27 protein-coding genes are annotated in these 20,875 nt (G+C 72.7%); 14 read left to right on the top strand and 13 right to left on the bottom strand.

Translation table 11 applies throughout. The features are described from left to right. Positions 1-27 precede the first annotated feature (27 nt). The 3 genes from NS184_RS18955 to NS184_RS04760 all read left to right on the top strand — a co-directional run bounded on the left by NS184_RS18955 (position 28) and on the right by NS184_RS04760 (position 1,382). Positions 28-255 (top strand): lactococcin 972 family bacteriocin, encoded by a 228-nt coding sequence (locus tag NS184_RS18955; RefSeq protein ID WP_430733536.1) that lies wholly within the window; start codon positions 28-30, stop codon positions 253-255. Positions 256-390: 135 nt separating this feature from the next. Then, on the top strand, positions 391-753 hold the full coding sequence (locus NS184_RS04765; protein WP_152998059.1) for a hypothetical protein: 363 nt from the start codon (positions 391-393) through the stop codon (positions 751-753). After that, complete coding sequence (locus tag NS184_RS04760) at positions 750-1,382, top strand: ABC transporter ATP-binding protein (protein WP_058725044.1); 633 nt, start codon at positions 750-752, stop codon at positions 1,380-1,382. The genes NS184_RS04765 and NS184_RS04760 overlap by 4 nt, the downstream gene beginning before the upstream one ends. Here NS184_RS04760 and NS184_RS04755 read toward each other — a convergent pair. From NS184_RS04755 to NS184_RS04735, 5 genes are all read right to left on the bottom strand, one after another. Continuing rightward, a complete protein-coding gene (locus NS184_RS04755) occupies positions 1,365-1,787 on the bottom strand; it encodes a DUF6314 family protein (protein WP_058724992.1) in 423 nt (140 codons plus the stop codon). The two genes, NS184_RS04760 and NS184_RS04755, sit on opposite strands and share 18 nt — an antisense overlap. A gap of 9 nt (positions 1,788-1,796) precedes the next feature. Next, positions 1,797-2,354, bottom strand: coding sequence for a hypothetical protein (locus NS184_RS04750; protein WP_058724991.1), 558 nt, complete (start codon positions 2,352-2,354; stop codon positions 1,797-1,799). Further along, on the bottom strand, positions 2,338-2,661 hold the full coding sequence (locus NS184_RS04745) for an SHOCT domain-containing protein (protein WP_058724990.1): 324 nt from the start codon (positions 2,659-2,661) through the stop codon (positions 2,338-2,340). The genes NS184_RS04750 and NS184_RS04745 overlap by 17 nt, the downstream gene beginning before the upstream one ends. Before the next feature lie 115 nt (positions 2,662-2,776). Next, a complete protein-coding gene (locus NS184_RS04740; protein WP_058724989.1) occupies positions 2,777-3,829 on the bottom strand; it encodes an NAD-dependent epimerase/dehydratase family protein in 1,053 nt (350 codons plus the stop codon). Between the two features lie 64 nt (positions 3,830-3,893). Next, a complete protein-coding gene (locus NS184_RS04735) occupies positions 3,894-5,084 on the bottom strand; it encodes a zinc-dependent alcohol dehydrogenase (protein WP_058724988.1) in 1,191 nt (396 codons plus the stop codon). A 286-nt stretch (positions 5,085-5,370) separates the two neighbouring features. Here NS184_RS04735 and NS184_RS04730 point away from each other — a divergent pair, with 286 nt between their 5' ends. The 3 genes from NS184_RS04730 to NS184_RS04720 all read left to right on the top strand — a co-directional run bounded on the left by NS184_RS04730 (position 5,371) and on the right by NS184_RS04720 (position 7,205). After that, positions 5,371-5,679: a hypothetical protein gene (locus NS184_RS04730; RefSeq protein ID WP_058724987.1), complete on the top strand. Its 309-nt coding sequence runs from the start codon at positions 5,371-5,373 to the stop codon at positions 5,677-5,679. Between the two features lie 169 nt (positions 5,680-5,848). After that, a complete protein-coding gene (locus NS184_RS04725; RefSeq protein WP_152998058.1) occupies positions 5,849-6,073 on the top strand; it encodes a hypothetical protein in 225 nt (74 codons plus the stop codon). A gap of 325 nt (positions 6,074-6,398) precedes the next feature. Further along, entirely contained in the window at positions 6,399-7,205 is an 807-nt protein-coding gene (locus tag NS184_RS04720; RefSeq protein ID WP_058724985.1) for a polysaccharide deacetylase family protein, read from the top strand. Here NS184_RS04720 and NS184_RS04715 read toward each other — a convergent pair. Next, a complete protein-coding gene (locus tag NS184_RS04715) occupies positions 7,175-7,702 on the bottom strand; it encodes a GNAT family N-acetyltransferase (RefSeq protein WP_058724984.1) in 528 nt (175 codons plus the stop codon). The genes NS184_RS04720 and NS184_RS04715 overlap by 31 nt on opposite strands. A 50-nt stretch (positions 7,703-7,752) precedes the next feature. On the opposite strand from NS184_RS04715, the gene NS184_RS04710 reads away from it, so the two are divergent. Then, positions 7,753-8,355, top strand: a complete 603-nt coding sequence (locus NS184_RS04710; protein WP_058724983.1) for a TetR/AcrR family transcriptional regulator — start codon at positions 7,753-7,755, stop codon at positions 8,353-8,355. Between the two features lie 28 nt (positions 8,356-8,383). Here NS184_RS04710 and NS184_RS04705 read toward each other — a convergent pair whose 3' ends face one another. The 4 genes from NS184_RS04705 to NS184_RS18860 form a co-directional block, all read right to left on the bottom strand. Continuing rightward, the gene (locus NS184_RS04705) at positions 8,384-9,286 is read right to left on the bottom strand and encodes an aminoglycoside phosphotransferase family protein (RefSeq protein WP_058724982.1); all 903 of its coding nucleotides are present in this window, start codon (positions 9,284-9,286) and stop codon (positions 8,384-8,386) included. 80 nt (positions 9,287-9,366) lie between these two features. Beyond that, the gene (locus NS184_RS04700) at positions 9,367-10,005 is read right to left on the bottom strand and encodes a DNA alkylation repair protein (protein WP_058724981.1); all 639 of its coding nucleotides are present in this window, start codon (positions 10,003-10,005) and stop codon (positions 9,367-9,369) included. Continuing rightward, positions 10,002-10,793 (bottom strand): sulfite exporter TauE/SafE family protein, encoded by a 792-nt coding sequence (locus NS184_RS04695; RefSeq protein ID WP_058724980.1) that lies wholly within the window; start codon positions 10,791-10,793, stop codon positions 10,002-10,004. Before NS184_RS04695 ends, NS184_RS04700 begins: the two co-directional genes overlap by 4 nt. 125 nt (positions 10,794-10,918) lie before the next feature. Continuing rightward, positions 10,919-12,118 carry a peptidoglycan DD-metalloendopeptidase family protein gene (locus NS184_RS18860; RefSeq protein ID WP_058724979.1) on the bottom strand — a complete coding sequence of 400 codons (1,200 nt, stop codon included), beginning with the start codon at positions 12,116-12,118 and terminating at the stop codon, positions 10,919-10,921. Positions 12,119-12,261: 143 nt separating this feature from the next. Here NS184_RS18860 and NS184_RS04685 point away from each other — a divergent pair, with 143 nt between their 5' ends. Further along, a complete protein-coding gene (locus NS184_RS04685) occupies positions 12,262-14,124 on the top strand; it encodes a gamma-glutamyltransferase family protein (protein WP_058724978.1) in 1,863 nt (620 codons plus the stop codon). A gap of 58 nt (positions 14,125-14,182) precedes the next feature. On the opposite strand, the gene NS184_RS04680 is transcribed toward NS184_RS04685, so the two are convergent. Continuing rightward, on the bottom strand, positions 14,183-14,530 hold the full coding sequence (locus NS184_RS04680) for a hypothetical protein (protein WP_058724977.1): 348 nt from the start codon (positions 14,528-14,530) through the stop codon (positions 14,183-14,185). Positions 14,531-14,920: 390 nt separating this feature from the next. Between NS184_RS04680 and NS184_RS04675 the strand changes: the two genes are divergently transcribed. From NS184_RS04675 to NS184_RS04665, 3 genes are all read left to right on the top strand, one after another. Further along, positions 14,921-15,361, top strand: coding sequence for an OsmC family peroxiredoxin (locus NS184_RS04675; RefSeq protein ID WP_058724976.1), 441 nt, complete (start codon positions 14,921-14,923; stop codon positions 15,359-15,361). An 80-nt stretch (positions 15,362-15,441) separates the two neighbouring features. Then, the gene (locus NS184_RS04670; protein ID WP_058724975.1) at positions 15,442-15,696 is read left to right on the top strand and encodes a hypothetical protein; all 255 of its coding nucleotides are present in this window, start codon (positions 15,442-15,444) and stop codon (positions 15,694-15,696) included. A 74-nt stretch (positions 15,697-15,770) separates the two neighbouring features. After that, entirely contained in the window at positions 15,771-17,267 is a 1,497-nt protein-coding gene (locus NS184_RS04665; protein WP_058724974.1) for a threonine/serine ThrE exporter family protein, read from the top strand. Between the two features lie 120 nt (positions 17,268-17,387). Here NS184_RS04665 and NS184_RS04660 read toward each other — a convergent pair whose 3' ends face one another. Further along, positions 17,388-17,582: a DUF2795 domain-containing protein gene (locus NS184_RS04660; protein ID WP_058724973.1), complete on the bottom strand. Its 195-nt coding sequence runs from the start codon at positions 17,580-17,582 to the stop codon at positions 17,388-17,390. A gap of 95 nt (positions 17,583-17,677) precedes the next feature. Beyond that, positions 17,678-18,355 (bottom strand): TetR/AcrR family transcriptional regulator, encoded by a 678-nt coding sequence (locus tag NS184_RS04655; RefSeq protein WP_058724972.1) that lies wholly within the window; start codon positions 18,353-18,355, stop codon positions 17,678-17,680. A 188-nt stretch (positions 18,356-18,543) separates the two neighbouring features. On the opposite strand from NS184_RS04655, the gene NS184_RS04650 reads away from it, so the two are divergent. From NS184_RS04650 to NS184_RS04640, 3 genes are all read left to right on the top strand, one after another. Beyond that, positions 18,544-18,867, top strand: a complete 324-nt coding sequence (locus tag NS184_RS04650; protein ID WP_058724971.1) for a hypothetical protein — start codon at positions 18,544-18,546, stop codon at positions 18,865-18,867. Between the two features lie 67 nt (positions 18,868-18,934). Further along, positions 18,935-19,819 carry an ABC transporter ATP-binding protein gene (locus NS184_RS04645; protein WP_058724970.1) on the top strand — a complete coding sequence of 295 codons (885 nt, stop codon included), beginning with the start codon at positions 18,935-18,937 and terminating at the stop codon, positions 19,817-19,819. Positions 19,820-19,885: 66 nt separating this feature from the next. Next, positions 19,886-20,875 carry an ABC transporter substrate-binding protein gene (locus NS184_RS04640; protein WP_058724969.1) on the top strand — a complete coding sequence of 330 codons (990 nt, stop codon included), beginning with the start codon at positions 19,886-19,888 and terminating at the stop codon, positions 20,873-20,875.

Raw genomic sequence — 20,875 nt, 5'->3', positions numbered from 1 at the left:
CGCACGTGCGAGCTTGACAGCCGGAACATCAACGGTCAAACTCTGGAATGCTACGGCGGGGGTGGGAGCTTCTGGCGGTGGGGTGTCGGGAAGGACGACACGTACTCGAACTCCTTCCGGGAGAAGCGCTGTCACGGCGCGACGGCGGTCGGCAAGAAGACGAAGCGCGTGACGAACGTCGCCGGGGGCAAGTACGCGAAGGCGCTCACCCCGAAGGCCACCAGCGGCAACAAGGCGTACTCGCACAACTGCTGATCGCCACGGGCGGGCGCCCGGCACGGCGCCCGCCTCCTGACCGACGGGAAGGAGCTGTCTGTTGCGCTCGGTGCGAATCGCCTACGTCCTGCTCGGCGTGCGGTCCGCGACGCCGGCGTGGATGCCGTCGCCCTCGTGGCCAGCCTCATCGTCGCTGCGGGGGTCGGTGCGATCGCGGCCACGACACACCGGAAGCGCCACGGACGACGGATGTTCGTGCGGATCGCGGCCGGCGACGCGTGGGCGAGGGTCAACGCCGGTCCCCTGGTCGTGGAGGCCGTTGTCCTCGCGGCCGCGGCAGTCGTGATCGCGAACACGTGGTGGGCGGGCCGTCCTGACGGTTCGGGCCGGATCTCGACACTCGACCCGGTGGCTCGGAGCACGGACGCCGCTGGTCTGATCGCAGCGGTCGCGGTCATCGCGTTGTGCGCTACCCAGTTCGCCGTGATCGCGTGGAGCACGTCGGTGACGACGCGGAAGCGCGGACGAGCCGGATGACGATCGAGGTGCGGAGCGCGGTGAAACGGCGAGGGACCAGACTCCTGTGGAACGGCCTCTCCTTCGACGTGGGGGCGGGAGAGTTCGTGACCGTCCTCGGCCCCAGCGGGTCCGGGAAGTCCACCTTGCTCGACTGCATCGGCCACCTCGACCGCTTCGACGCAGGGACACTGCGGGTCGGCGGGGTAGCAGCCGGCCGGAGCAATCGTCGGGCCAGGGCAGTCCGTCGTCGATCGCTCGGCTACCTCTTCCAGGACTTCGGACTGGTCCCGGAACTGACCGCCGCGGAGAACATCGCCATCGCCGTGCCTCGTCGGCTGCGGGACGGTCGGGCGGCCGCACGAGCCCTGGGAACAGTCGGGCTCACTGGCGTCGCCTCGCGCCGAGCGTTCGAGTTGAGCGGCGGCGAGCAGCAGCGCGTCGCCCTCGCACGACTGTTCGTGAAACGACCGGCCGTGATCCTCGCCGATGAACCGACGAGTGCGCTCGATGCTGCCAACGAGGGGCTCGTACTCGACACACTCCGGGACCTCGCCGGGAAGGGGGCGGCAGTCCTCGTCGCGACGCACTCCGCCGGCGTGCAGGCGGTGAGCGACCGGTCCGTGGTGCTGTCAGGTGCGGTCGACTGACTGTGGTCGTCCGAGCTCGCTCGTGAGGGTGTAGTCCTTCGCCGGGCCGCGGGCGTCCCAGCGAACGGTCCACCGCTCGGTGTCGCCGCCGAGGACGCCGGTGTAGTCGTCGGGCGAGCAGGCGTGCTCGACCGAGGTACCCCAGACCCACGGGTGGAAGACCCGGCCGTCGGAGAAGTGCACCATCCACGAGCCCTCGTCATCGCGTTGAACCGACAGCGACCGCGACACCGGCACCGTGCGGCCGTCGAGGGTCATCGTGCCGTTCTCGTCCCAGCGCACCTCGTCCGTGCCCGTCAGGGACAGCGTCGTGCTCCCGGTGACGGTGCCCTCGACACCGGCGAGCCTGTCGACCACCCGCCGCCGGAGTTCCCACTCCCCGAGGAGGTCCGTCGGTTGCAGCATCCATCCACCCTACGTCCGACGATCCCGACCGTCATGTGGACGGTGGCGTCGTCGGAGCACTGCCACGACGGCCGCCCCGACTCCGGCCAGAGCAGCCACAGCGACGATGCCGAGGGCGATGCCGGCCGCCGAACCGACGCCGTAGTTCGACCAGGGCAGTCCGAACGCCCACTGCACGGCAGGCCCGGCCACCAGCAGCACGCCAGCCGGCACCACGACCAGGACGAACCGCCGCCGCTCCGACCACGACGGATGCAGGAGCACGCCCACGCCGGACAGGGCCGCCACCGCCGCCGCGCCGAACACCCAGGACGATCCGGAGACCCGCCAGCCGTCGTGTGCGAGCCAGGCCTGGACGCCGTGGACGGTCTGCGCCCAGGCTGCTTCGTCGACGCCGTACCGACCGCCGCCGACCGGCAGGGGCCAGCCTATGACCGCCAGCACCCCGACGACCGCTCCGAGCACCCCGAGGAGCACCGCCCAGAACCGCGCCCCGGCGGCGGGCTCGACGTCGAAGTCGGGGATGCTCGTCCCCACGAGGTCCGGGTCCTCAGCGCCCGAGTGCATCGGCGCGGGCTGCGCGGTGCTCCTCGTCCGAGATGACGCCGCGGGCGTGCAGGTCGTCGAGCTCGGCGAGCCGCTGCTCGAGCGTCTTCGCGGGCGCGAGGGTCTGGCTCTGCATCGCCCGGTACGCCAGGTCCTCCTGCATCGTGAACGGGTTCTGCCCGCGCTTCGCCATCCGGGTGCTCCGGACGACGATCGTCACGATGATCGCCACGAACCCGAGGCCGATGAGCGCCGCGACGATCCCGAACATCACACCGAAGGCGCCGAAGCCGGCGCCGAGCTCGTCCCCGAACAACTCTCCGAACACGTGGTCCCCCTTCGTCGGACTGCTCCGACCGTAGTGGACGCCGTGCCGGTCGTGCTGCCCCGCGAACGAGGCAGCCGCCGGCCCGAGGACCGAACGCCCTTCACCCCCACCGACATCACCCTCGCAGCGGTCCCGACGCCGGCACGTTCGCCCCGTCCGCGAACCCGCCGACGAGCTCGCGCAGCGCCTCCTCGGCGGTGTGCCGTGGTTCCCACCCGAGCTCGGACCGGGCGCGGTCCGTGCGCATGACCGGCACGCCGGCGGCGATGTCGATCCACCCGGCGTCCGTCGGTTGGAGCCGGAGCCGCCACGTGAGCGTCACGATCCCGCGCAGGAACCGGAGCGGGATCCGCACGGCCCCGCGCATGCCGAGCGCCCGAGCGATGCGCGGCGGGTTGAGCACCGGCGCGGCGGCGATGTTGAAGGCGCCCGCCGCCCGCTGGTCGAGCACCCGCCAGTACGCGTCGGCGAGGTCGTCGGCGTGCACGCCCTGGAACACGAACGGGTACGGCAGCGGCAGCACGGCCCAGCGCACCCAGCGGACGATGCGCATCGGCACGAGGTGTCCGAGGAACAGCCCGTGCAGCTCCGCCGCGGCCGACCGCTGGAAGACGAGACCGGGCCGGAGCCGCGTCACGGTGATCGTCGGATGCGCAGACTCGAACGCGTCGAGGGCCGCCTCGTTCACGGCCTTGTGAGTCGAGTAGGTCGCGGTCGGGATGCCCGTGGCGGGCCAGGACTCGTCGACGGGCGTGCGCTTCCCCGCCGTGTCCACCCCGCGGTACGCCCCGACGGACGAGGCGACGACGACGTGTCTGACGCCCGCCCGGACCGCAGCCTCGAGCACGTGGGCCTGCCCGTCGACGTCGGTGCGCCGTTGCGCGGGGATGTCGTGTGTCGGCTGGAGCGCCCAGGCGAGGTGCACGACCGCGTCCGCGCCCTGCAGCACCGCGGCGAGTCGCGGCACGACGCCGGGGTCGCCGACGTCGAGCGCGTGCCAGACGGCCACGTCGTACGGAGCGACCCGGGCGTCGGGCAGCCGGCGCGCGACACCGACGACTTGCAGGACGCCGCCACCGTCACCGGAGCCCGCGAGCCGTGCGGCGGCGAGCCGGCGGAGCAGGGCGGTCCCCACGTTGCCGGTCGCCCCGACGACCACGACCCGCATCAGCGCGACCCCCGCGACGACGTCCCGCGCGACATCCCCACGGGAGCCACCCGCGACCCGCTCGTCACGCCGCGGCCATCGCGGGATCGAGCACGACCTTCACGCAGTCGTCCTCCTTCTTCTGGAAGACCGAGTACATGCGCGGCGCGTCCTCGAGCGACACCCGGTGCGACGTGAGGTCGAGCGTGCCGAGCGGGTCCGACGAGTCCTGCACGAGCGGCATGATGTCGTCGATCCAGCGCTTGACGTTGCACTGCCCCTCACGGATGGTGATCTGCTTGTCGAAGAGCGTCATCATCGGCATCGGGTCGGCCATCCCCCCGTAGACCCCGCTGAGCGACACGGTCCCGCCGCGGCGGACGAGGTCGATCGCGGTGTGGACGGCTGCGAGCCGGTCCACGCCTGCGGTCTCGATCGCCTTCTGTGCGAGCCTGTCCGGCAGGAGGCCGGCCGCGCGCTGCGCGAAGCCCGCCACGGGGTTGCCGTGCGCCTCCATCCCGACCGCGTCGACGACGCCGTCGGGGCCGCGGCCGTCGGTGAGGTCGACCAGCTGGGGCACGAGGTCCTTCGTCAGGTCGAAGACCTCGGCGCCGTGCTTCGCGCCCAGGTCGCGGCGGACCTGCTCGGGGTCGACGGCGAGCACCCGGTAGCCGAGGTGCTTGCCGATCCGCGCGGCGAACTGTCCGACCGGTCCGAGTCCGAGCACCGCGAGCGTGCCGCCCTCGGGGACGTCCGCGTACTGCACGGCCTGCCAGGCCGTCGGCAGGATGTCACTGAGGAAGAGCCACTGGTCGTCCGGACCGGAGTCGGGGACCTTGATCGGACCGTAGTCGGCGTGCGGGACCCGGAGGTACTCGGCCTGTCCACCGGGGACCTGCCCGTACATCTTCGTGTACCCGAAGAGCGACGCACCGGTGCCGTACTCCGTCACCTGGGTGGTCTCGCACTGCGACTGGAACCCGTGTCGGCACATCCAACAATGGCCGCACGAGATGTTGAACGGGATGACGACGCGGTCGCCGACCGTGAGGTTCGTGACGCCGGAGCCGACCTCCTCGACGATGCCCATCGGCTCGTGCCCGAGGACGTCGCCCTTGTCGATGTACGGGCCGAGCACCCGGTACAGGTGCAGGTCGGAGCCGCAGATCGCGGTCGACGTGATCCGTACGATCGCGTCGGTCGGCTCCTGGATGGTCGGGTCGGGGACGGTCTCGACGGACACCTTCTCGGTGCCCTGCCAGGTCAGTGCGCGCACGTCGCGTTCCTCTCGTGGTCGCTTCGGGCCGGCCTGGAGGCACGGCTCGTCTCCGCCCCGTCGCTACCCTCCCGCCCCGTGGCGCGTTCCCAGCCGCGTCCCCGACGCGCGGAACGCACGGTGCGCGGGTGGGCCGAGTCGAGCCGGCAGGCAGGAGATGACGCGAGAAAGCAACTGAGGCGGCGGCGCCGCCGTGATGCGCTTGTACATTTCAGATTGTGCGTGCACAATTTCAAGTACCAGCACCCTGCTGGCCAGCAACGTCGCTGGAACTGGAGGAAAACCCTTGAAGCTCTTCACCATCACCCAGGCTCGATCGACCCTGATCGCAGCCACGACCGCCGCCCTGTTCGGATCGATGCTCGTGGCGAGTCCGGCGAGTGCCTCCGCGACATCGCCCGCTGCGACGACTGCCATCACCGAAACAACCGTGCAGGCCTTGTTCGATGCCACAGACCGAATCGAGGATCGGTTCGACGGAGCGCTCGCCCGTCGAGCCGGCGTCGATGCTGCAACAGTCGACTCCTACGCGACCGGCTTCGCGGCAACGGGTGGCATCGTCCAGAACGCCGCCGTTGATCCGGATCAGGCGTAACGGGGCTTGGTGCCGCAGCATGTGTCGCGCTCGCTGGCCTCCTTGCCGTCGCGGGCGCATTCCTGGGCGTCTGCGCATCGAACGGCCGAGGTACCGTGATCCACAACATTCCGCCGTCCTCGATCACCTGGTGCAACTCCCAGTGATCGAATCCGGGAAGGGGACCGTCTTGCGATCTCTCATAGCCGTACTCCACACGATCGTGGGAGCACTTGCCGGCTCGACGATCACGCTCGGGATCGTCGCAGTGTGCGTCGTCGGTCCGGGGAGCGCCCAGGCGAGCCGACTCCTCGCTGCCGCCCTCATCCTGGCCGGCTCGAGCGTGGCGTGCTTCACGGCCACGGCCGTCGTGCAACACCCGAAACGCGCCCAGCAGCTGCCGCAGCGGTACTGATTGCTGGACACGACGAAGGCCCTCGGTAGCAGGAGCTGCCGAGGGCTTCCGCGTCGCCAGCCGTCGGACCGGAGACCCCGGATCCGAGCCGCACGCAGGGCCGGATCGGCGGACGACATGTCGCGCCACCGGCGCTGGTGTCGGCCGACCCTGTTGCGCGTTCCCGGCCGCATCCGCGACGTGCGGTGGGCGCCGGACACGCCAGGTGCCTCCAGTCCGGCCCGCGAACTGCACGTACGGCGGAAGCGGCGATGGCCGACCGGCCACCGCAGGATCGTCCGCCGCGGCGATGTGCCGGACCCGACCCCGTCGGATGGTGGTGGGGATGGACCACCGCACCACCCGCCGCACCCTGCTCGCCGCAGCCGGTGCCCTGCTCGCCACCTCGGCCCTGTCGGCGTGCTCGCCGGCCACGCCCCGTCGCGTCACCGACCCGTCCCGCTCCGCGACGCCCGTCGCCGTCCCGACGCCGACGGCGCCACCGACCTGGACCGCGCCGGCGATCGCGAAGCGACCGCTCCCGGCCGGGACGGTGACGGGGCTGCCCGCGGGGACACCGGGGATCGCGTGGACGGTCGACGACGGCGCGTCCCCGGAGGTCGTCGGTGCCTACGTCCGGTTCGCCCGGGAGACCGGCACGCGGCTGACGTTCTTCGTCAACGGGGTGCGCCCGTCGTGGACGGAGCACGCCGACGCCCTCCGGCCACTCATCGAGTCTGGGCAGGTGCAGATCGGGAACCACACGTGGGACCACCCGGCGCTGACCGGGCTCTCCGACCAGGCCATCGAGGACGAGCTCACCCGGAACCACGAGTTCATCGAGCACACGTTCGGTGTCGACGCGCGGCCGTACTTCCGTCCGCCGTACGGCTACCACGACGCCCGGGTGGACGCAGCGGCCGCGCGGGTCGGGTACACGACGCCGCTGCTCTGGTACGGCACGCTCGCCGACTCCGGTGACATCGGCGCCGGTCAGATCGTCGGGTTCGCCGACCAGTGGTTCACCGCGGGGCGGATCGTGATCGGGCACGCGAACCACCCTGGGACGATCGGCGCACTCCCCCGACTCGGGCGACTGCTCCGGCAGCGGCGGCTGGGGACCTACACGCTCGACGACGTGTTCTCGCGCTGATCCGGATCCACGGCGTCGAGCGAGCGACCGAAGCAGACCGAGACGTCCGAGCCGACGTAGGCCCCGAAGAGCGGGATCGGCTCGTACCCCTCACGCTGGTAGAACCGGATCGCATCCGGCTGCGCGGGTCCGGTCTCGAGCACCAGCCGCGGCGCGCCGAGGCGACGGGCCTCGTCCTCGAGCGCCCGCAGCACAGCCGTGGCCACCCCGGTCCCCCGCGCCTCGGGAGCCGTGTACATCCGCTTCACCTCGACGACACCGGGGCCGAGGACGTCGTCGGCGAGGGGTCGGAGCCCACCGCACGCGACCGGGGTGCCGTCGGCGTCCCGTGCGACGAGGAACACGGGGACGTCCGCCCCGGACGGCGGAACGCCGGGCTCGTGGTCGCTCGAGCCGTAGCGGGCGTCGAGTTCCCGGCGCTGCGCTCGGCGGAGCCGGTCCGCGTCGGGGTCGTCGAACGGTGTCGTCGTGATGGTCCAGGGCGTGGCGTCGGGCATGGCCGTCCTTTCGTGACGGTCGTTACGGTAACACCTGTTACGCTTCCTTCGTGCCCCGGATCCGCGATGACGCAGCGCAGCGCGCACGCCTCTCCGACGCGGTGTTCACGGCCCTCGCCGAACTCGGCCCCACCGGGCTGACCCTGCGAGCCGTCGCTGAGCGGGCGGGCTGCACCACCGGCCTCGTCCTCCACACGTTCCCGGACAAGCGCGCACTGCTCCTCCACGCCCGCGCCGTCCTCCACGAGCGCACCCGGGTCCGCGCCGACCAGGCCGAGTCGACCGCTCCCGACCCCGCCGCGGCGGTCCGCGCCGTGGCACTCGGGGCACTCGCGACCGACGCCGATCGTGCCGCGGAGGCTCGCGTCTGGGTCGGCTTCCTCGCCGCGGCACTCAGCGACCCGGCCCTCGCTGAGCGACATGCCGGGAACGCCCGCGCGTTCGCCGATCGGCTCGCGCGCTTGATCGGCGCCGCGACGAACCTGCCCGCGGACACCTGCACGGCGCGGGCAGGATCACTCGGTGCGGCGGTGGAGGGCGTCACCGCGCTCGCGGCCGGCGACCCGGACCACTGGACGCCCGAGCGGCAGACAGCGGCGCTCGACGTCGTGCTGCGCGCGGCGCTCGCACCGGAGCCCGACCCACGGAGCTGACCGCGTCGGAGCCAGGGCGCGGACCCCGTCAGACCGCGCTCGGTGTCGTGACCGGGTCGGCGAGCACGGCGTCGAGGACCGCACGGTGTTCGTCGGCGTCGCCCGGTCCGGCGCTCCCGGCGAGCATGATGAGCGACTTCCACAGTGCCCATCCGCGAGCCCGTGCCCAGGTGTCCGCGTCGAGGCCGACCGCGCCGTGGAACACCTGGCGAGCATCGGGGTCGAGGAACGTCCACGCCAGCACGAGGTCGCACGCTGGGTCCCCGACGCCGCACGTCCCGAAGTCGATCACGGCGCTGAGTCGGCCGGCTTCGTCCACGAGGAGGTTCCCGGGAGCGACGTCGCCGTGGAACCACACGGGCGGGCTGCTCCAGGTCGAACGGGCCGCCGCGTCCCAGACCGCCTCGCACGCGGCGCGGTCGACCCTGGACCCGAGCGTGTCGAGCGCGGCGACCACCTCGGCGGCGTAGCGCGACGGGTGCGCGCCCCGGTGGAACGAGTGCGTGCCCGCAGCCGGTCCGGGCCCGACGGGGACGCCGCGCAACTGCACGAGCGCAGCGGCGACGTCGCCGGCGATCTGCCCGCGGTCCGGGTCCGGCACGTCGGCCGACACCCGCCCCGGGAGCCACCGTCGCACCGACCACGGGAACGGGTAGTCGGGGTCGGGCGAACCGAGCGCCACGGGCTCCGGCACGGGGACGTCGAGGCGAGCGGCGAGGTACGGCAGGACCCGCTGCTCCTTCTCGACCGCGGGCACGTACCCGGCAGCGCTCGGGAGCCGGACGCTCAGGCCGTCGCCGAGCCGGAAGGTCCGGTTGTCCCAGCCCTGGTGCGCGACCTCGCTGACGGGCAGGCCAGCCCACTCGGGGAACTGCGTCGCCACGAGTCGTCGGACGAGGTCGGCGTCGATGCGGGGCACGTCCGTGGGCATGCGCAGCAGGCTAGTCGCGTGCCCCGCGCACCCGCGATGACGGGACCGGCGAGGCGGAGGCGAGCCGCGCCTCCAGGGCGTCACCCGCGCAAGCGGTCCCGGTCTGCCGGCGGCAGGTGCTCGGTCGCCGTCGTACGCGCCGCGGGCGAGAGCCAACGACCCTGCCGCTCGAGGAACGCCACGAGCGCCGGTTCGGACGCGCGCTTCCCGACCTCCCGCAACACCCACCCGACCGCGGACTGCACGGTCTCGCCGCGCTCGCTCACGAGCCGGCCGACGATCCCGAGCGCGACCTCCGCGTCGCCCTGCTTCACGAACGCCAGCGTCGCGACCACCGCGATCCGGCGCACGATCGCCACGTCGGACTTCGCGAGCGCGAAGAGCTGTCCCGTCGACCCGCCGGCGACGAGGGGCGCGCCGACGAGTTCCTCCGCCGCGAGGTCCACGAGGACCGGGTCGTCGAAGCGCTCGGCCTTCGCCGCGGCGAGGTACTCGTCGGTCAGCTCGTCGTCCGGACGCTCCCGCATCGCCTGCACGAGCAGCAGCACCGCGACCAGCCGCGCACCCGGGTCCTCGCTCCAGAGCAACGCCGAGCGCTCACCCTCGTCCAGCGCGGCGAACCGCCGCGCGACCCTGCGGGCCGCGGCGACGTCGCCGGTGGTGCGCGCGAGGGCCGTGATCACGTCCTCCGCCGAGCCGCCGGCCTGGAGGCCCGTCACGCGACCTCCCCGACGGTCGCCTCCGCTGCCCGCCGGCTCCGGCGACCGCGGCTCAGCACGATGACCGCGACCACCACGAGGAACGCCGCGAACAGCCACGTGCCGACCTGCGGGTCCACCAGCCGGGCGAGCCAGGCACCCGCCGGCGAGCAGACCGCGGCCGTGATCCCGACCGTCAGGCCGACCCGTACGTCCACCGCACGCCGGCGCAGGTTCGCGACCGTGCCGGACACCGACGTCGGGACCATCGTCAGGAGCGACGTGCCCTTCGCGAGCAGGTCACCGGCGCCGAGGGCGACCTCGAGCCCCGGCACGATGACGACCCCGCCGCCGACGCCCACGAGCCCGGACAGCACGCCGGACAGCAGTCCGAGCAGGAGCAGCACCAGGGCCTCCACGACGCCGAAGTGCACGTCGCCGCCGCGGGTCGGGACCGTCGAGAAGAGCGACACGAGCACCACCGCGATGAAGCCCACGAAGATCCACGGCAGCGCGCGGAGCGGGATCGTCCGGAGCAACCGGGCACCGATCGGCGCCCCGACCACGCTGCCGACCGCCAGGGTCAGCGCTGCGAGCCAGTGCACCTCGCCCTGCACGCCGTAGGTGACCGCACCGACGACGGCTGCGGGGGCGATCGCCACGAGCGAGGTGGCGGAGGCGCGGCGCTGGTCCATGCCGAGCACGGCCATCAGTGCCGGGACGACCACGACGCCGCCGCCGACGCCGAACAGCCCGGAGAGGAGTCCGGCGACGACACCGATCGCGACGAGGGCGAGGGTCCGGAGCATCGTCCAAGCCTACGGCGCGCGCCGCGTGGAACTGGAGTACCAGTCCGCCGTGGGCTGACACGCGGGGCGCCGGTTCGCCGGACGACCGCCCCGGCGAGGCCGGACCCCACCCGCCCCCGACCGCGTCAGCGGAAGTGCAGGGCCGACAGCGGATCGATGAGGGTGCCGCCGCGCCGGGTCTCGACGTGCACGTGCGGCCCCGTCGACTGCCCGGTGTTGCCCGACTTCCCGAGCTCGATGCCACGGGAGATGATCTGCCCCTTCTTCACCTGGATCTTGCTCAGGTGGGCCGTGAGCACGGTCACGTTGCCGTACGTCACCACGACGTAGTTGCCGTAGCTCGCGTTGTTCGCGACGGTGCTCGTGACGGTACCGGTCCCCGACGCGTACACGGGAGTGCCGACGGGGACCGGCGCGTCGGTGCCCTGGTGGTAGCGCGGGACGTGGTTCGCGCCGCGGTCGTCGCCGTACCGGCCGGAGAGCTTCGTGCTGAGGACCGGCCAGAGCAGACCCGTGACGGGCTTGGTCGACCAGGTCCGCGTGTCCTTCTTGCCGTACAGCACCACGTTGCCGTCGACCTGCACGAGGAGCGAACCGCCGCCGGACCGGTACGTCCCGGTGTGCCAGATCGCCGTCTTGCCGGGCTTGTAGACGACCAGGTTGCCGTCGTTCTGCACCGCGGCCCAGGAGCCGGGGTTCCCGCCCGTCCCCGACTGCCAGACCGCCTTGCCCGAGATGCGCTGCACGAGGTTGCCGTCGGTCTTCATCTCGAGGGTGCGGGTGCCGCTCGCGTCCGAACGGAGCGTCGTGCCGCCGAGGACCACGTTCCCGGCCGTGACGCGGTCCTGGTAGCTCTTCCAGTTGACGACCGACTCGGTCCCGGCGAGCAACGCCATCGTCCCGTCGCCGCGCACGACGAACGACGTCGAGGACTTCTTGCCCGCCAGGGCCCACCGGGTGACGCGCTTGCCGTTGTACATGAGGTCGACGGAGCGGTCCCGGCCGATCTTCACGGTCGCCCCGGGCTTGTTCGAGGTCCCCGACGCCCACAGCACGGCGTTGCCGATGCCGTACTCGACGAGGTTGCCGTCGCCCTGCAGGATCAGGCGGAACTGTCCGTTCGGCGAGGTGACGGAGTCGCCCGGGTTGAGCACCGTGCCCGCGGGGACGCTGCCCGTCCAGACGGCGGACGCGGAGGCCGGCGCAGCGGTGCCGACGATGCCTCCGGCGACGACGGCGAGCGCTGCGAGGCCCGCCGCCAGGCGGGAAGCGCGGGCCCGGAAGGCCCGAGGCGGACGCGCGGTGATGGACGGGTTGCTGGTCATGGTTCCCCTGCTGGTCGGTGCGCCGTGCCCCTGCACGGACTGCGACCCGCCCTGCACAGGTCACCGGATGATGCTCGGTGTTCCGCGCTCCTGAGGACAACCCCAGTTCCGGGGGCACGGGGCGGACGGAGCAGGATGGGAGCATGCCGACCCCGAACCCCTCCTTCGTCCCGCCCACGACGACACCGACCCGTCCGGACCTCGCCGGCACGTTCGGAGCGGTCGCGTCCACGCACTGGATCGCGACCGCCACCGCCCAGTCGGTCCTCGAACGGGGCGGCAACGCGTTCGACGCCGCGGTGGCCGGAGCCTTCGTGCTGCAGGTCGTCGAGCCGCACCTCAACGGCCCGGGCGGTGACCTCACGGCGGTGTTCGCGACGGCCGACGACCCGACACCGGTCGTGCTCTGCGGGCAGGGACCGGCGCCGGCCGGCGCGACGCCTGAGCACTTCACCGAGGAAGGCCTCGACCTCGTCCCCGGCGCCGGCGCCCTCGCGGCCGCGGTGCCCGGAGCGGTGGACGCCTGGCTCCTGCTGCTCCGTGATCGTGGGACCTGGGACCTCGCGGACGTCCTGGCCCCGGCGATCGGGTACGCCCGGGACGGTCACCCGGTCACCGCCGGTGTGGTGCGGACGATCACGGCGGTGCAGGACCTGTTCCGCGAGCACTGGCCCACGTCGGCCGCGCAGTGGCTGCCGGGAGGCGCGGTGCCGGTCCCCGGGGACCTGGTGCGCAACGAGGAACTCGCTTCGGTCCTCGATCGGCTCGTCGCCGCCGGCGGTGCGCACGCCGGGCGCACCGCCCGCATCGACGCGGCCCGCACGGAGTGGGCGGAGGGCTTCGTCGCGCAGGCGATCGACCGCTTCGTCCGGGAGCCGCACCGACACTCGTCGGGCACCGACCACGCCGGCGTGATCCGCGCGTCCGACCTCCAGGCCTTCCGGGCGACGTACGAGCCCGCGACCACGGCGGAGTTCCGGGGGTGCACGATCGCGAAGACCGGACCGTGGGGTCAGGGTCCGGCGCTCCTCGAGACACTGCGGCTGCTCGAACCGTTCGACGACGCACTGCTCGACCCGTCGACCGAGGTCGGCGTCCACACGATCGTCGAGGCGCAGAAGCTCGCCCTCGCCGACCGCGACCTGTTCTACGGCGACGGGGACGTGCCCCTCGAGGTCCTGCTCTCGGACGCGTACACCGACGAGCGTCGTGCCCTGATCGGTGAGCGGGCGTCGGCGGAACTGCGTCCGGGGACCGTCCCCAGTGTCGCGCCCGTCGCGCCGCCCCTCCGGACCGAGTACGACGCCGATGCGGGCGGGAGCGCCGGAGAACCGACCGTCCGCGTCACCCGCGACGCCGAGCAGGCGGTGCCCGTGGAGGACCGCGGCGAACCGTTCGTCGCTCCGACCGGCGAGACACGGGGGGACACGGTCCACATCGACGTCGTCGACCGCTGGGGGAACATCGTCAGTGCGACGCCCTCCGGCGGGTGGCTCCAGTCGTCACCGACGATCCCCGAGCTCGGGTTCTGCCTCGGCACGCGGCTGCAGATGACCTGGCTCGAGGAGGGCACCGCGTCCACCCTGACCCCCGGGCAGCGGCCCCGGACCACCCTCACGCCGACCCTCGTGCTCCGGGACGGCCACCCGATCGCGGCACTCGGGTCGCCCGGGGGCGACCAGCAGGACCAGTGGCAGCTGCTCTTCCTGCTGCGGTGGATCGTCGGCGGCTACTCGCCCCAGCAGGCGATCGACGCGCCGATGCTGCACACGACGTCGTTCCCCGGGTCGTTCTGGCCACGGACGTGGGAACCCGCGGGCCTCGTGGTCGAGGACCGGCTCGGCGACGACGTCATCGGCGCGCTGGAGGCCCGTGGCCACGTCGTCACCCGAGCGGGCGACTGGGCGCTGGGTCGGCTGTGCTGCGTCACGCGCGACCCGTCGACCGGTGTCGTGGGGGCGGCAGCAAATCCTCGGGGCGCCCAGGGCTACGCGATCGCGCGCTGAGGACGGACCGGACGACGGGAGGCCCGGGGCGGAGACGCCACGGGCCTCCCGTCCGGCGTCAGCGGCGAGGACGCGCTGCGCGCGCCCAACGCACCACGTTGACGACCGGGTACGCGAGTGCGAGCACCGCGATGAGCGCCATGCCGATCGCGCCGGCCCACACGTCCTCGGGCCCGGCCAGGATGCGGCCGACCACGACGAGCGCGTTGATGCCGACCGCGGCGAGGACGATCGAGGCGACGATGCGCCAGACCAGCCCGGACCGCGAGACCGGCTCGGACCCACCGCTGACGAGGCCGCGCTCCGGGGCCGCGTAGGGGATCCCCACCGCCATGCCACCGTCAGGGGTCCCGTTGCCCGAGCTCCGCGGTCGGACCGCCTCGGTGTACTCCGGGTTCGTCGCCATGCTCTGCTCCCCACTGCGGGGCAACCACTGCCCCGCGACCTCACGGTAGCCTCGACGGGCCGGTCCGGACCAGGCCCGTTACCGGATCGTCGCGGTACCCGGGGCCTCAGCGCCCGAGGGTGACGACGACCGCACGGCCGTGGTACCGCCAGCCCTCCGTCCAGAACCGCACCCAGGCGGCGTCCGGGCGCCGGAGCACGTCGACCGGCCCGTGCTCGGTCACGCGCGTCCGGGACGTCCGGCTGTCCCCCGTGCGCCCGATCGTAGGGCAGACCTGCGTCTTCCCCGTGAGCGGGTTGCGAGAACGGTCGTTCTCCGATTGACTCGGCCTTGGCTCCGAACCGGAGTCGAGGGCTCCGCAGGGAGCCTCCCCACACGAAAGGAGCGGGAATGCCCACGCGCACCGCACGCACAGCCTGGAACGGCGGCCTCAACGACGGTTCCGGTCAGGTCGAACTCTCGAGCTCGAAGGTCGGCACCTACGACGTGTCCTTCCCGAAGCGCGCCGCGGACGAGGCCGGTGGCACCACCAGCCCCGAGGAGCTCATCGCCGCAGCCCACTCCTCCTGCTACGCGATGCAGTTCTCGGCGATCCTCGGCGAGGCCGGCGGCACCGTCGAGGCCCTCGACGTCAAGGCCGACGTCTCGCTCGGCCCGGACTCGGCCGGCGGCTTCAAGCTCACCGGGATCGTCCTCACCGTCAGTGGCGAGGTCTCCGGCATCGACGAGGCAGCCTTCCTCAAGGCCGCCGACGAGGCCAAGGCGACCTGCCCCGTCTCGAAGGCCCTCACCGGCGTCGACATCGAGCTGCACGCGACGTTCGAGCAGTAGTCGTCACTGCGTGACGGACGGGAGGCCCGTGGCGACCCCGCCACGGGCCTCCCGTCCGTCCGCCCCGTACGCTGGGCGACGTGCCCCGGTTCCTCGCCACCCCGACCTGGCTCGCCCTGTGGGCGGGCGCTGCAGTCTTGGTCGCGGGCGTGGTGGTCTGGCTCTCCGCACCGACCGCCTCGTTCGGCTGGTTCGCGTACGCCCCGCTCGCCGGAGCGGTCTTCCACCCGGTGACCCACTCGTGGCAGCAGGTCGTCGGGCCGGTCCTCGTCCTGGTCGGCGCGGTCGTCGCGGCCTTCGCCCTCGGCCGCCTCAGCGTGCGTCGACGGCGCTGACCGTCCCAGCCGACGGCAGGGCCGCGTTCAGCGCGCGTCCGGACTCGGCGGACCGCGCCTGGCACCATGGCGGGATGGCCGAGCAGTTCCTCCCCGGCGCGCCGCGACCCGGCCGCCCTCCGCGGCCCCGCGTCCGGAAGGTCGCGCAGCACGATCTCCGCGACGCCCGCGCTCGGCTGCGTGGCACGATCTACGAGGACGTCACCCCCGACGTCCGACCCCGCGAGCAGTACTCGCCGGTGCAGATCGTGGACTTCTGCCTCGACCTGGCCGAGGTCATGCTCGCCTCCGGCGCCGACACGCGGAGCGTCGAGACGGCCGTGGTCGCGGTGTCGACGAAGTGGAACCTCGCACCGCTCGACCTGGACCTCACCGGCAGCTCGGTGACGATCCAGTACGCACCGACCGACGGCCCCGCGCTCGTGAAGTTCCGCACCGTGACGATCGACGGCTCGGACCTCGGACGTCTCGCGTGGGCGAACCAGATCGTGGACGACCTCGTGCACGGTTCGCGCGACATGACCTCCGCCGTGAGCGCCCTCGTCGCCGTGCTCCGGATGCCGCCCCGGTGGCCGAACTGGCTGGCCGACGTCGGGCTCGCGGTCCTCGGCACCTCGATCGCGATGCAGGCCGGCGGTGGGTGGCGAGCCGGCCTCGGGGCGTTCGTCCTGATGATGGGGATCATCGTGTCCGGCCGGTGGCTGACCGGTCGGGGCTTCCCGCAGTTCTTCGTCTCCGGCGCGCAGGGAGCGGTGGCGTCCGCACTCGGCACCCTGGCGATCGCGGCGGGCATCCTCGGTCCGGCCGGCGCCGCGACCATGGTGGCGGCGCTCGTGGTGCTCCTGCTGCCGCACGTCTCGCTCGTGACCTGGGCGCAGGACGCGATCTCGGGCTTCCGGGCGATGGCGGTCGCGCGGGCCTTCTCGATCCTGCTCGTCATCGCCGCGATCGTCGTCGGGGTCCCGGCGGGCATCGCACTCACGCACTGGCTCCGGATCGAGGTCGACCCGTCCGGCATCGTGCTCGACCCGCTGCCGCTGTGGGCATCACTGTCCCTCACGGTCGTGTCCGCCGCGGCGAACTGCTTCGTGCAGCAGGCCAGCGCCCGGGTGATCCCGGTCGCAGTGGTGTTCTCGGTCTCGGCCGGAGCGTCGCTGTGGGCGATGCGCCACCTCGGGCTGCCCCTGCTCGGCGCGACGTTCCTCGCGTCCGTGCTGCTCGGCGTGCTCGCGACGATCGCCGCGGCGCGGATGCGCACCGCCGTCGGGGCGATCGCCGTCCCGGCGTTCTGCGGCGCACTGCTCCCCGGTGTCGCGGTGTCCAACGCCCTGCTCAACGTGATGTCCGGGTCGTCGACCTCGGCGCTCGACTTCGTGTCCGCCGTGACCGTCGCGCTCGCGATCGGGGCCGGTCTCGTGCTCGGCGGACTCTTCGCGACGCCGGGCGCCCGCCGGGCCCTGCGTCGTGCGCGGAAGGTCGTCGTGCACTCGGTCCACAGCGACACCACGGCGCTCCGCGTCATCCGCGACTCGGGCTACGACCCCGGGGACGGCAGCCGGCCCCGCTGGTGACGCGCGGTCCGCAACCGGCGACGTCGGTGACCCGCGGTCCGCAACCGGCCACGCCGGTGCTCCGCGCTCCGGGACCGGCCGAGCTGGGGAGTCGCGCGGCCGGTCGCGCCGGACCGCCGCTCAGCTGGCGTCGGTGACGGCGCTCGACACCGCGGTGGGTGCGTCGTAGTCGCCGTCCGGGATGTTCTTCAGTGCCTCGAGCGCATCGCCCGAGGCACCCTCGCGCTCGGCGGTCGCGACGATGTCGTCCTTCGACGCCGGGTACTCGATGCCGCTCAGGTACTTCTGGATCTCGATCGGGTTGGGGTTCGCCACGACGGCTCCTTCCGGTTGGGGTCTCCACCGAGTACCCCGGCCGGTCTCCGTCCCCGCACGGTTCCGCGCATCCCGGCCAGCCTCCGCCCGACCGGTCAGATCTCCCAGCTGCCCGGGTCACTCCACGTGGCGTGCTGCACCTGGGCGCGTGGCTGGTACCGCTCCATCCAACCGGCTTCGAGGCGTGCCACGGCTCGGTCGAACGCCTGGACGAGGTCCATGTCCGCACGCAGGAGCGCCTGGAGCTGCAGACCCTCGTAGAGGGCGATGAGCTGCTCGGCACCGCGGCGGGGCTCCATCGTGTGCGGCGCCCGGCCGACGGCGACGTCCCGCTCGAGGCCGCGCTTGATCCGCGAGAAGAACAGCTGGTAGCGCGAGCGGAGGTAGGAGGCCATCGGGTGCGCCGGGTTGCCGGCGACCGACAACAGGGCGACGAGCAGCCGCATGAGGGCCGGGTCCTCGGCGTTCGACGCGACGATCGCGCGGAGGAGGTCCACCGTCGCGGCGTCGCCGACCTCGGCCGCGACCTCTTCCATGCGGCCGCCGTTCCAGCGGTCGACGGCGGCGAGGACGAGACCGTCCCACGACGGGAAGTGCAGTTCGAGCTCGGCGAGCGTGATCCCCATCCGCTCCGCGACCTGCTCGGGTCGCGCCTCGTGGAACGGCACGTCGCGCAGGAGGTCGACCGTCGCTCCGACGATCGTGATCCGCAGGTGCAGGGTGGCGGCCGCAGCGGCTGCCGCGTGCGTGTCAGCGCTGGTGTTCTCGAGCATCGTGCCCTCCGATCGCCGGACGTCCTGTCCGGGGCGCCCTCGTGGGGCGCGTGCCACACCCGGGACGGGTGCTCCTTCCATCCTGGTCGATGGCGGGGGACACCAGAATCCCCGGTCCGGGTGTCGGCATTCCGGGGGACATGCGGCCCGCTCAGCCCGCTCGCGGCCGCTCGTGTGACGATGCCGACATGATCCCGAACGACTCGATCGCGCACGGCCTCGCGACCATGGCGTCCGCCGGCTTCGAGTTCGGTGGCGACGCCGAGCAGGTCGCGCACGACGTCCGGACGATGTGGGAGCAGCTCGGTCGCCCGGTGGGTGCCTTCGACGCCGCCGCGCGTGCGATCGCCGAACTCCCGCAGCGGCCGGAGGTCCCGATCGCGGACCAGGCACGGCGTCGTGCGTTCGAACGGGCGATCGGCATCAACCCGGTCGAGGTCGAGCTCGCCGCGGCGCTGTCGGCCCGCGAGCTCCTGGAGCGCCTGGCGCGGAGCTGCGACGCACCCTGCTGACCCGTGTCGACGAGGAATCCCGCGACACGTTAGGTAAACCTAAGTAGGTGAGGCTACCCTTACCTGCGTGGTCGATCTGCACGCACACGACGTCACCGTGGGGTACCACGGCGAGGACGTCGTCCACGCCGCCTCGCTCGAGCTCACCGCCGGGACGGTGACCGCCCTCGTCGGCCCGAACGGGTCCGGCAAGTCCACGCTCCTGCGCTCGATCGCGCGACTGCAGCCCGTGCGCTCCGGGGCCGTGCACCTGCGCGGCGCGACCGACGCGCACGGCGCGAGCCGTGCCTCCGGGCCGGCGCGAACGGGCACGGCGGACGAGACCGACGTCGTCGACGGCCTCGCCCTGACGCCGAAGGCGTTCGCCCGCCAGGTCGCCCTGCTGACCCAGGGCCGCCCGGTCCCCGGTGGCCTCCGGGTCCGCGACCTGGTGACCTTCGGACGGCACCCGCACCGCGGTCGCTTCGGCGGACAGGACCCGGACGGGCCGGTCGTCGTCGCCCACGCGCTCGGCGTGACAGGTCTGACGAGCCTCGCCGAGCGACCCGCCGATGAACTGTCCGGCGGACAGCTCCAGCGGGTCTGGCTGGCGAGCTGCCTGGCGCAGCAGACCAGCGTCCTCCTGCTCGACGAGCCGACGACGTACCTCGACCTGCGCTACCAGGTGGAGCTGCTCGACCTGGTCCGCGACCTCGCGGACGTCCACGGGACCGCCGTCGGCGTCGTGCTGCACGACCTCGACCAGGCGGCCGCCGTCGCGGACCGTCTGGTGCTCCTCCGTGGGGGCGTCGTCGTGGCGGACGGCACCCCGGAGGACGTCCTCGACGCCGAGCGACTCTCGGACGTGTACGGCATCCGCATCGACGTCGACCACGACCCCACCACCGGTGCCCTCCGGACCCGCGCGGTCGGCCGACACCACTCCCGGACCACCCCTGCACCAGCACGCTGACGACGGGCGCAGCACGCGTCCGCCCGACAGCTCCATCCCACCGAACAGGAAGAACCCCGAGCCGCCATGAAGCGACGACTCCTCACCGCCACCGCCATCGCCGCCGCCGCAGCGCTGTCCCTCACCGCCTGCGGCTCGACGCAGGAGGCCTCCGACGCGAACCCCTCCGCCGCGAAGATCACGGTCACCGACGCCCAGGGCACGAAGGTGACACTCGACGGCCCCGCGAAGAAGGTCGTCGGCACCGAGTGGAACGTCGTCGAGGACCTCGAGACCCTCGGGGTGGCGCCCGCCGGCGTCGCGGACGTGAAGGGCTACAGCCAGTGGGACTCGAAGGTCCCGCTGACCGGCGATCCGGAGGACATCGGTACCCGCGGTGAGCCGAGCACGGACACGATCGCCTCGATCGCGCCGGACCTCATCGTCGCCACGACCGACCTCAAGGACTCGGTCGTCGCGCAGCTCCGCAAGATCGCGCCGACGATCGTCATCGCCTCGGCGAAGTCCGGCGCCCAGCTCGACACCATCAAGGACACGCTCGACCTCATCGCGGAGGCCACCGGCACGACGGCGAAGGCCGACTCCGTGTGGAAGGCCCTGGAGGAGAAGATCGCGGACGGCAAGCAGGAGATCGCCGAAGCGGGCAAGGCCGGCACGAAGGTGGCCTTCGCGGACGGGTACGTCCTGTCGAACCAGGTCACGATCCGCCCGTACACGAAGGGGTCGCTCATCGGCCAGGTCAACGCCGAGCTGGGGCTCACGGACGCCTGGTCCGGCACGGGCATCGAGGGTGACGCGGCGTACGGCCTCGGCTCGACCGACGTCGAGGGGCTGACGAAGCTCCCCGCCGACACGCAGTTCCTCTACATCGACAACAAGGCCGCGAGCGAGGACGACGTCTTCGGCACGACCCTCGCGTCGAACAGCGTCTGGAAGTCGCTGCCCTTCGTCGAGCAGGGCACCGTGCACCGACTCGACGACGGCATCTGGATGTTCGGCGGACCCGGAGCGATGGACGCCTACGTCGACGCCGCAGTCGCCGCGCTCACGAAGTAG

It is taken from the genome of Curtobacterium luteum (assembly GCF_001475545.1).
GTDB classification, from domain to species: domain Bacteria; phylum Actinomycetota; class Actinomycetes; order Actinomycetales; family Microbacteriaceae; genus Curtobacterium; species Curtobacterium luteum_A.
Note: the sequence above shows the minus strand (reverse complement) of the source record. Positions and strands in the feature narration are given on the sequence as shown.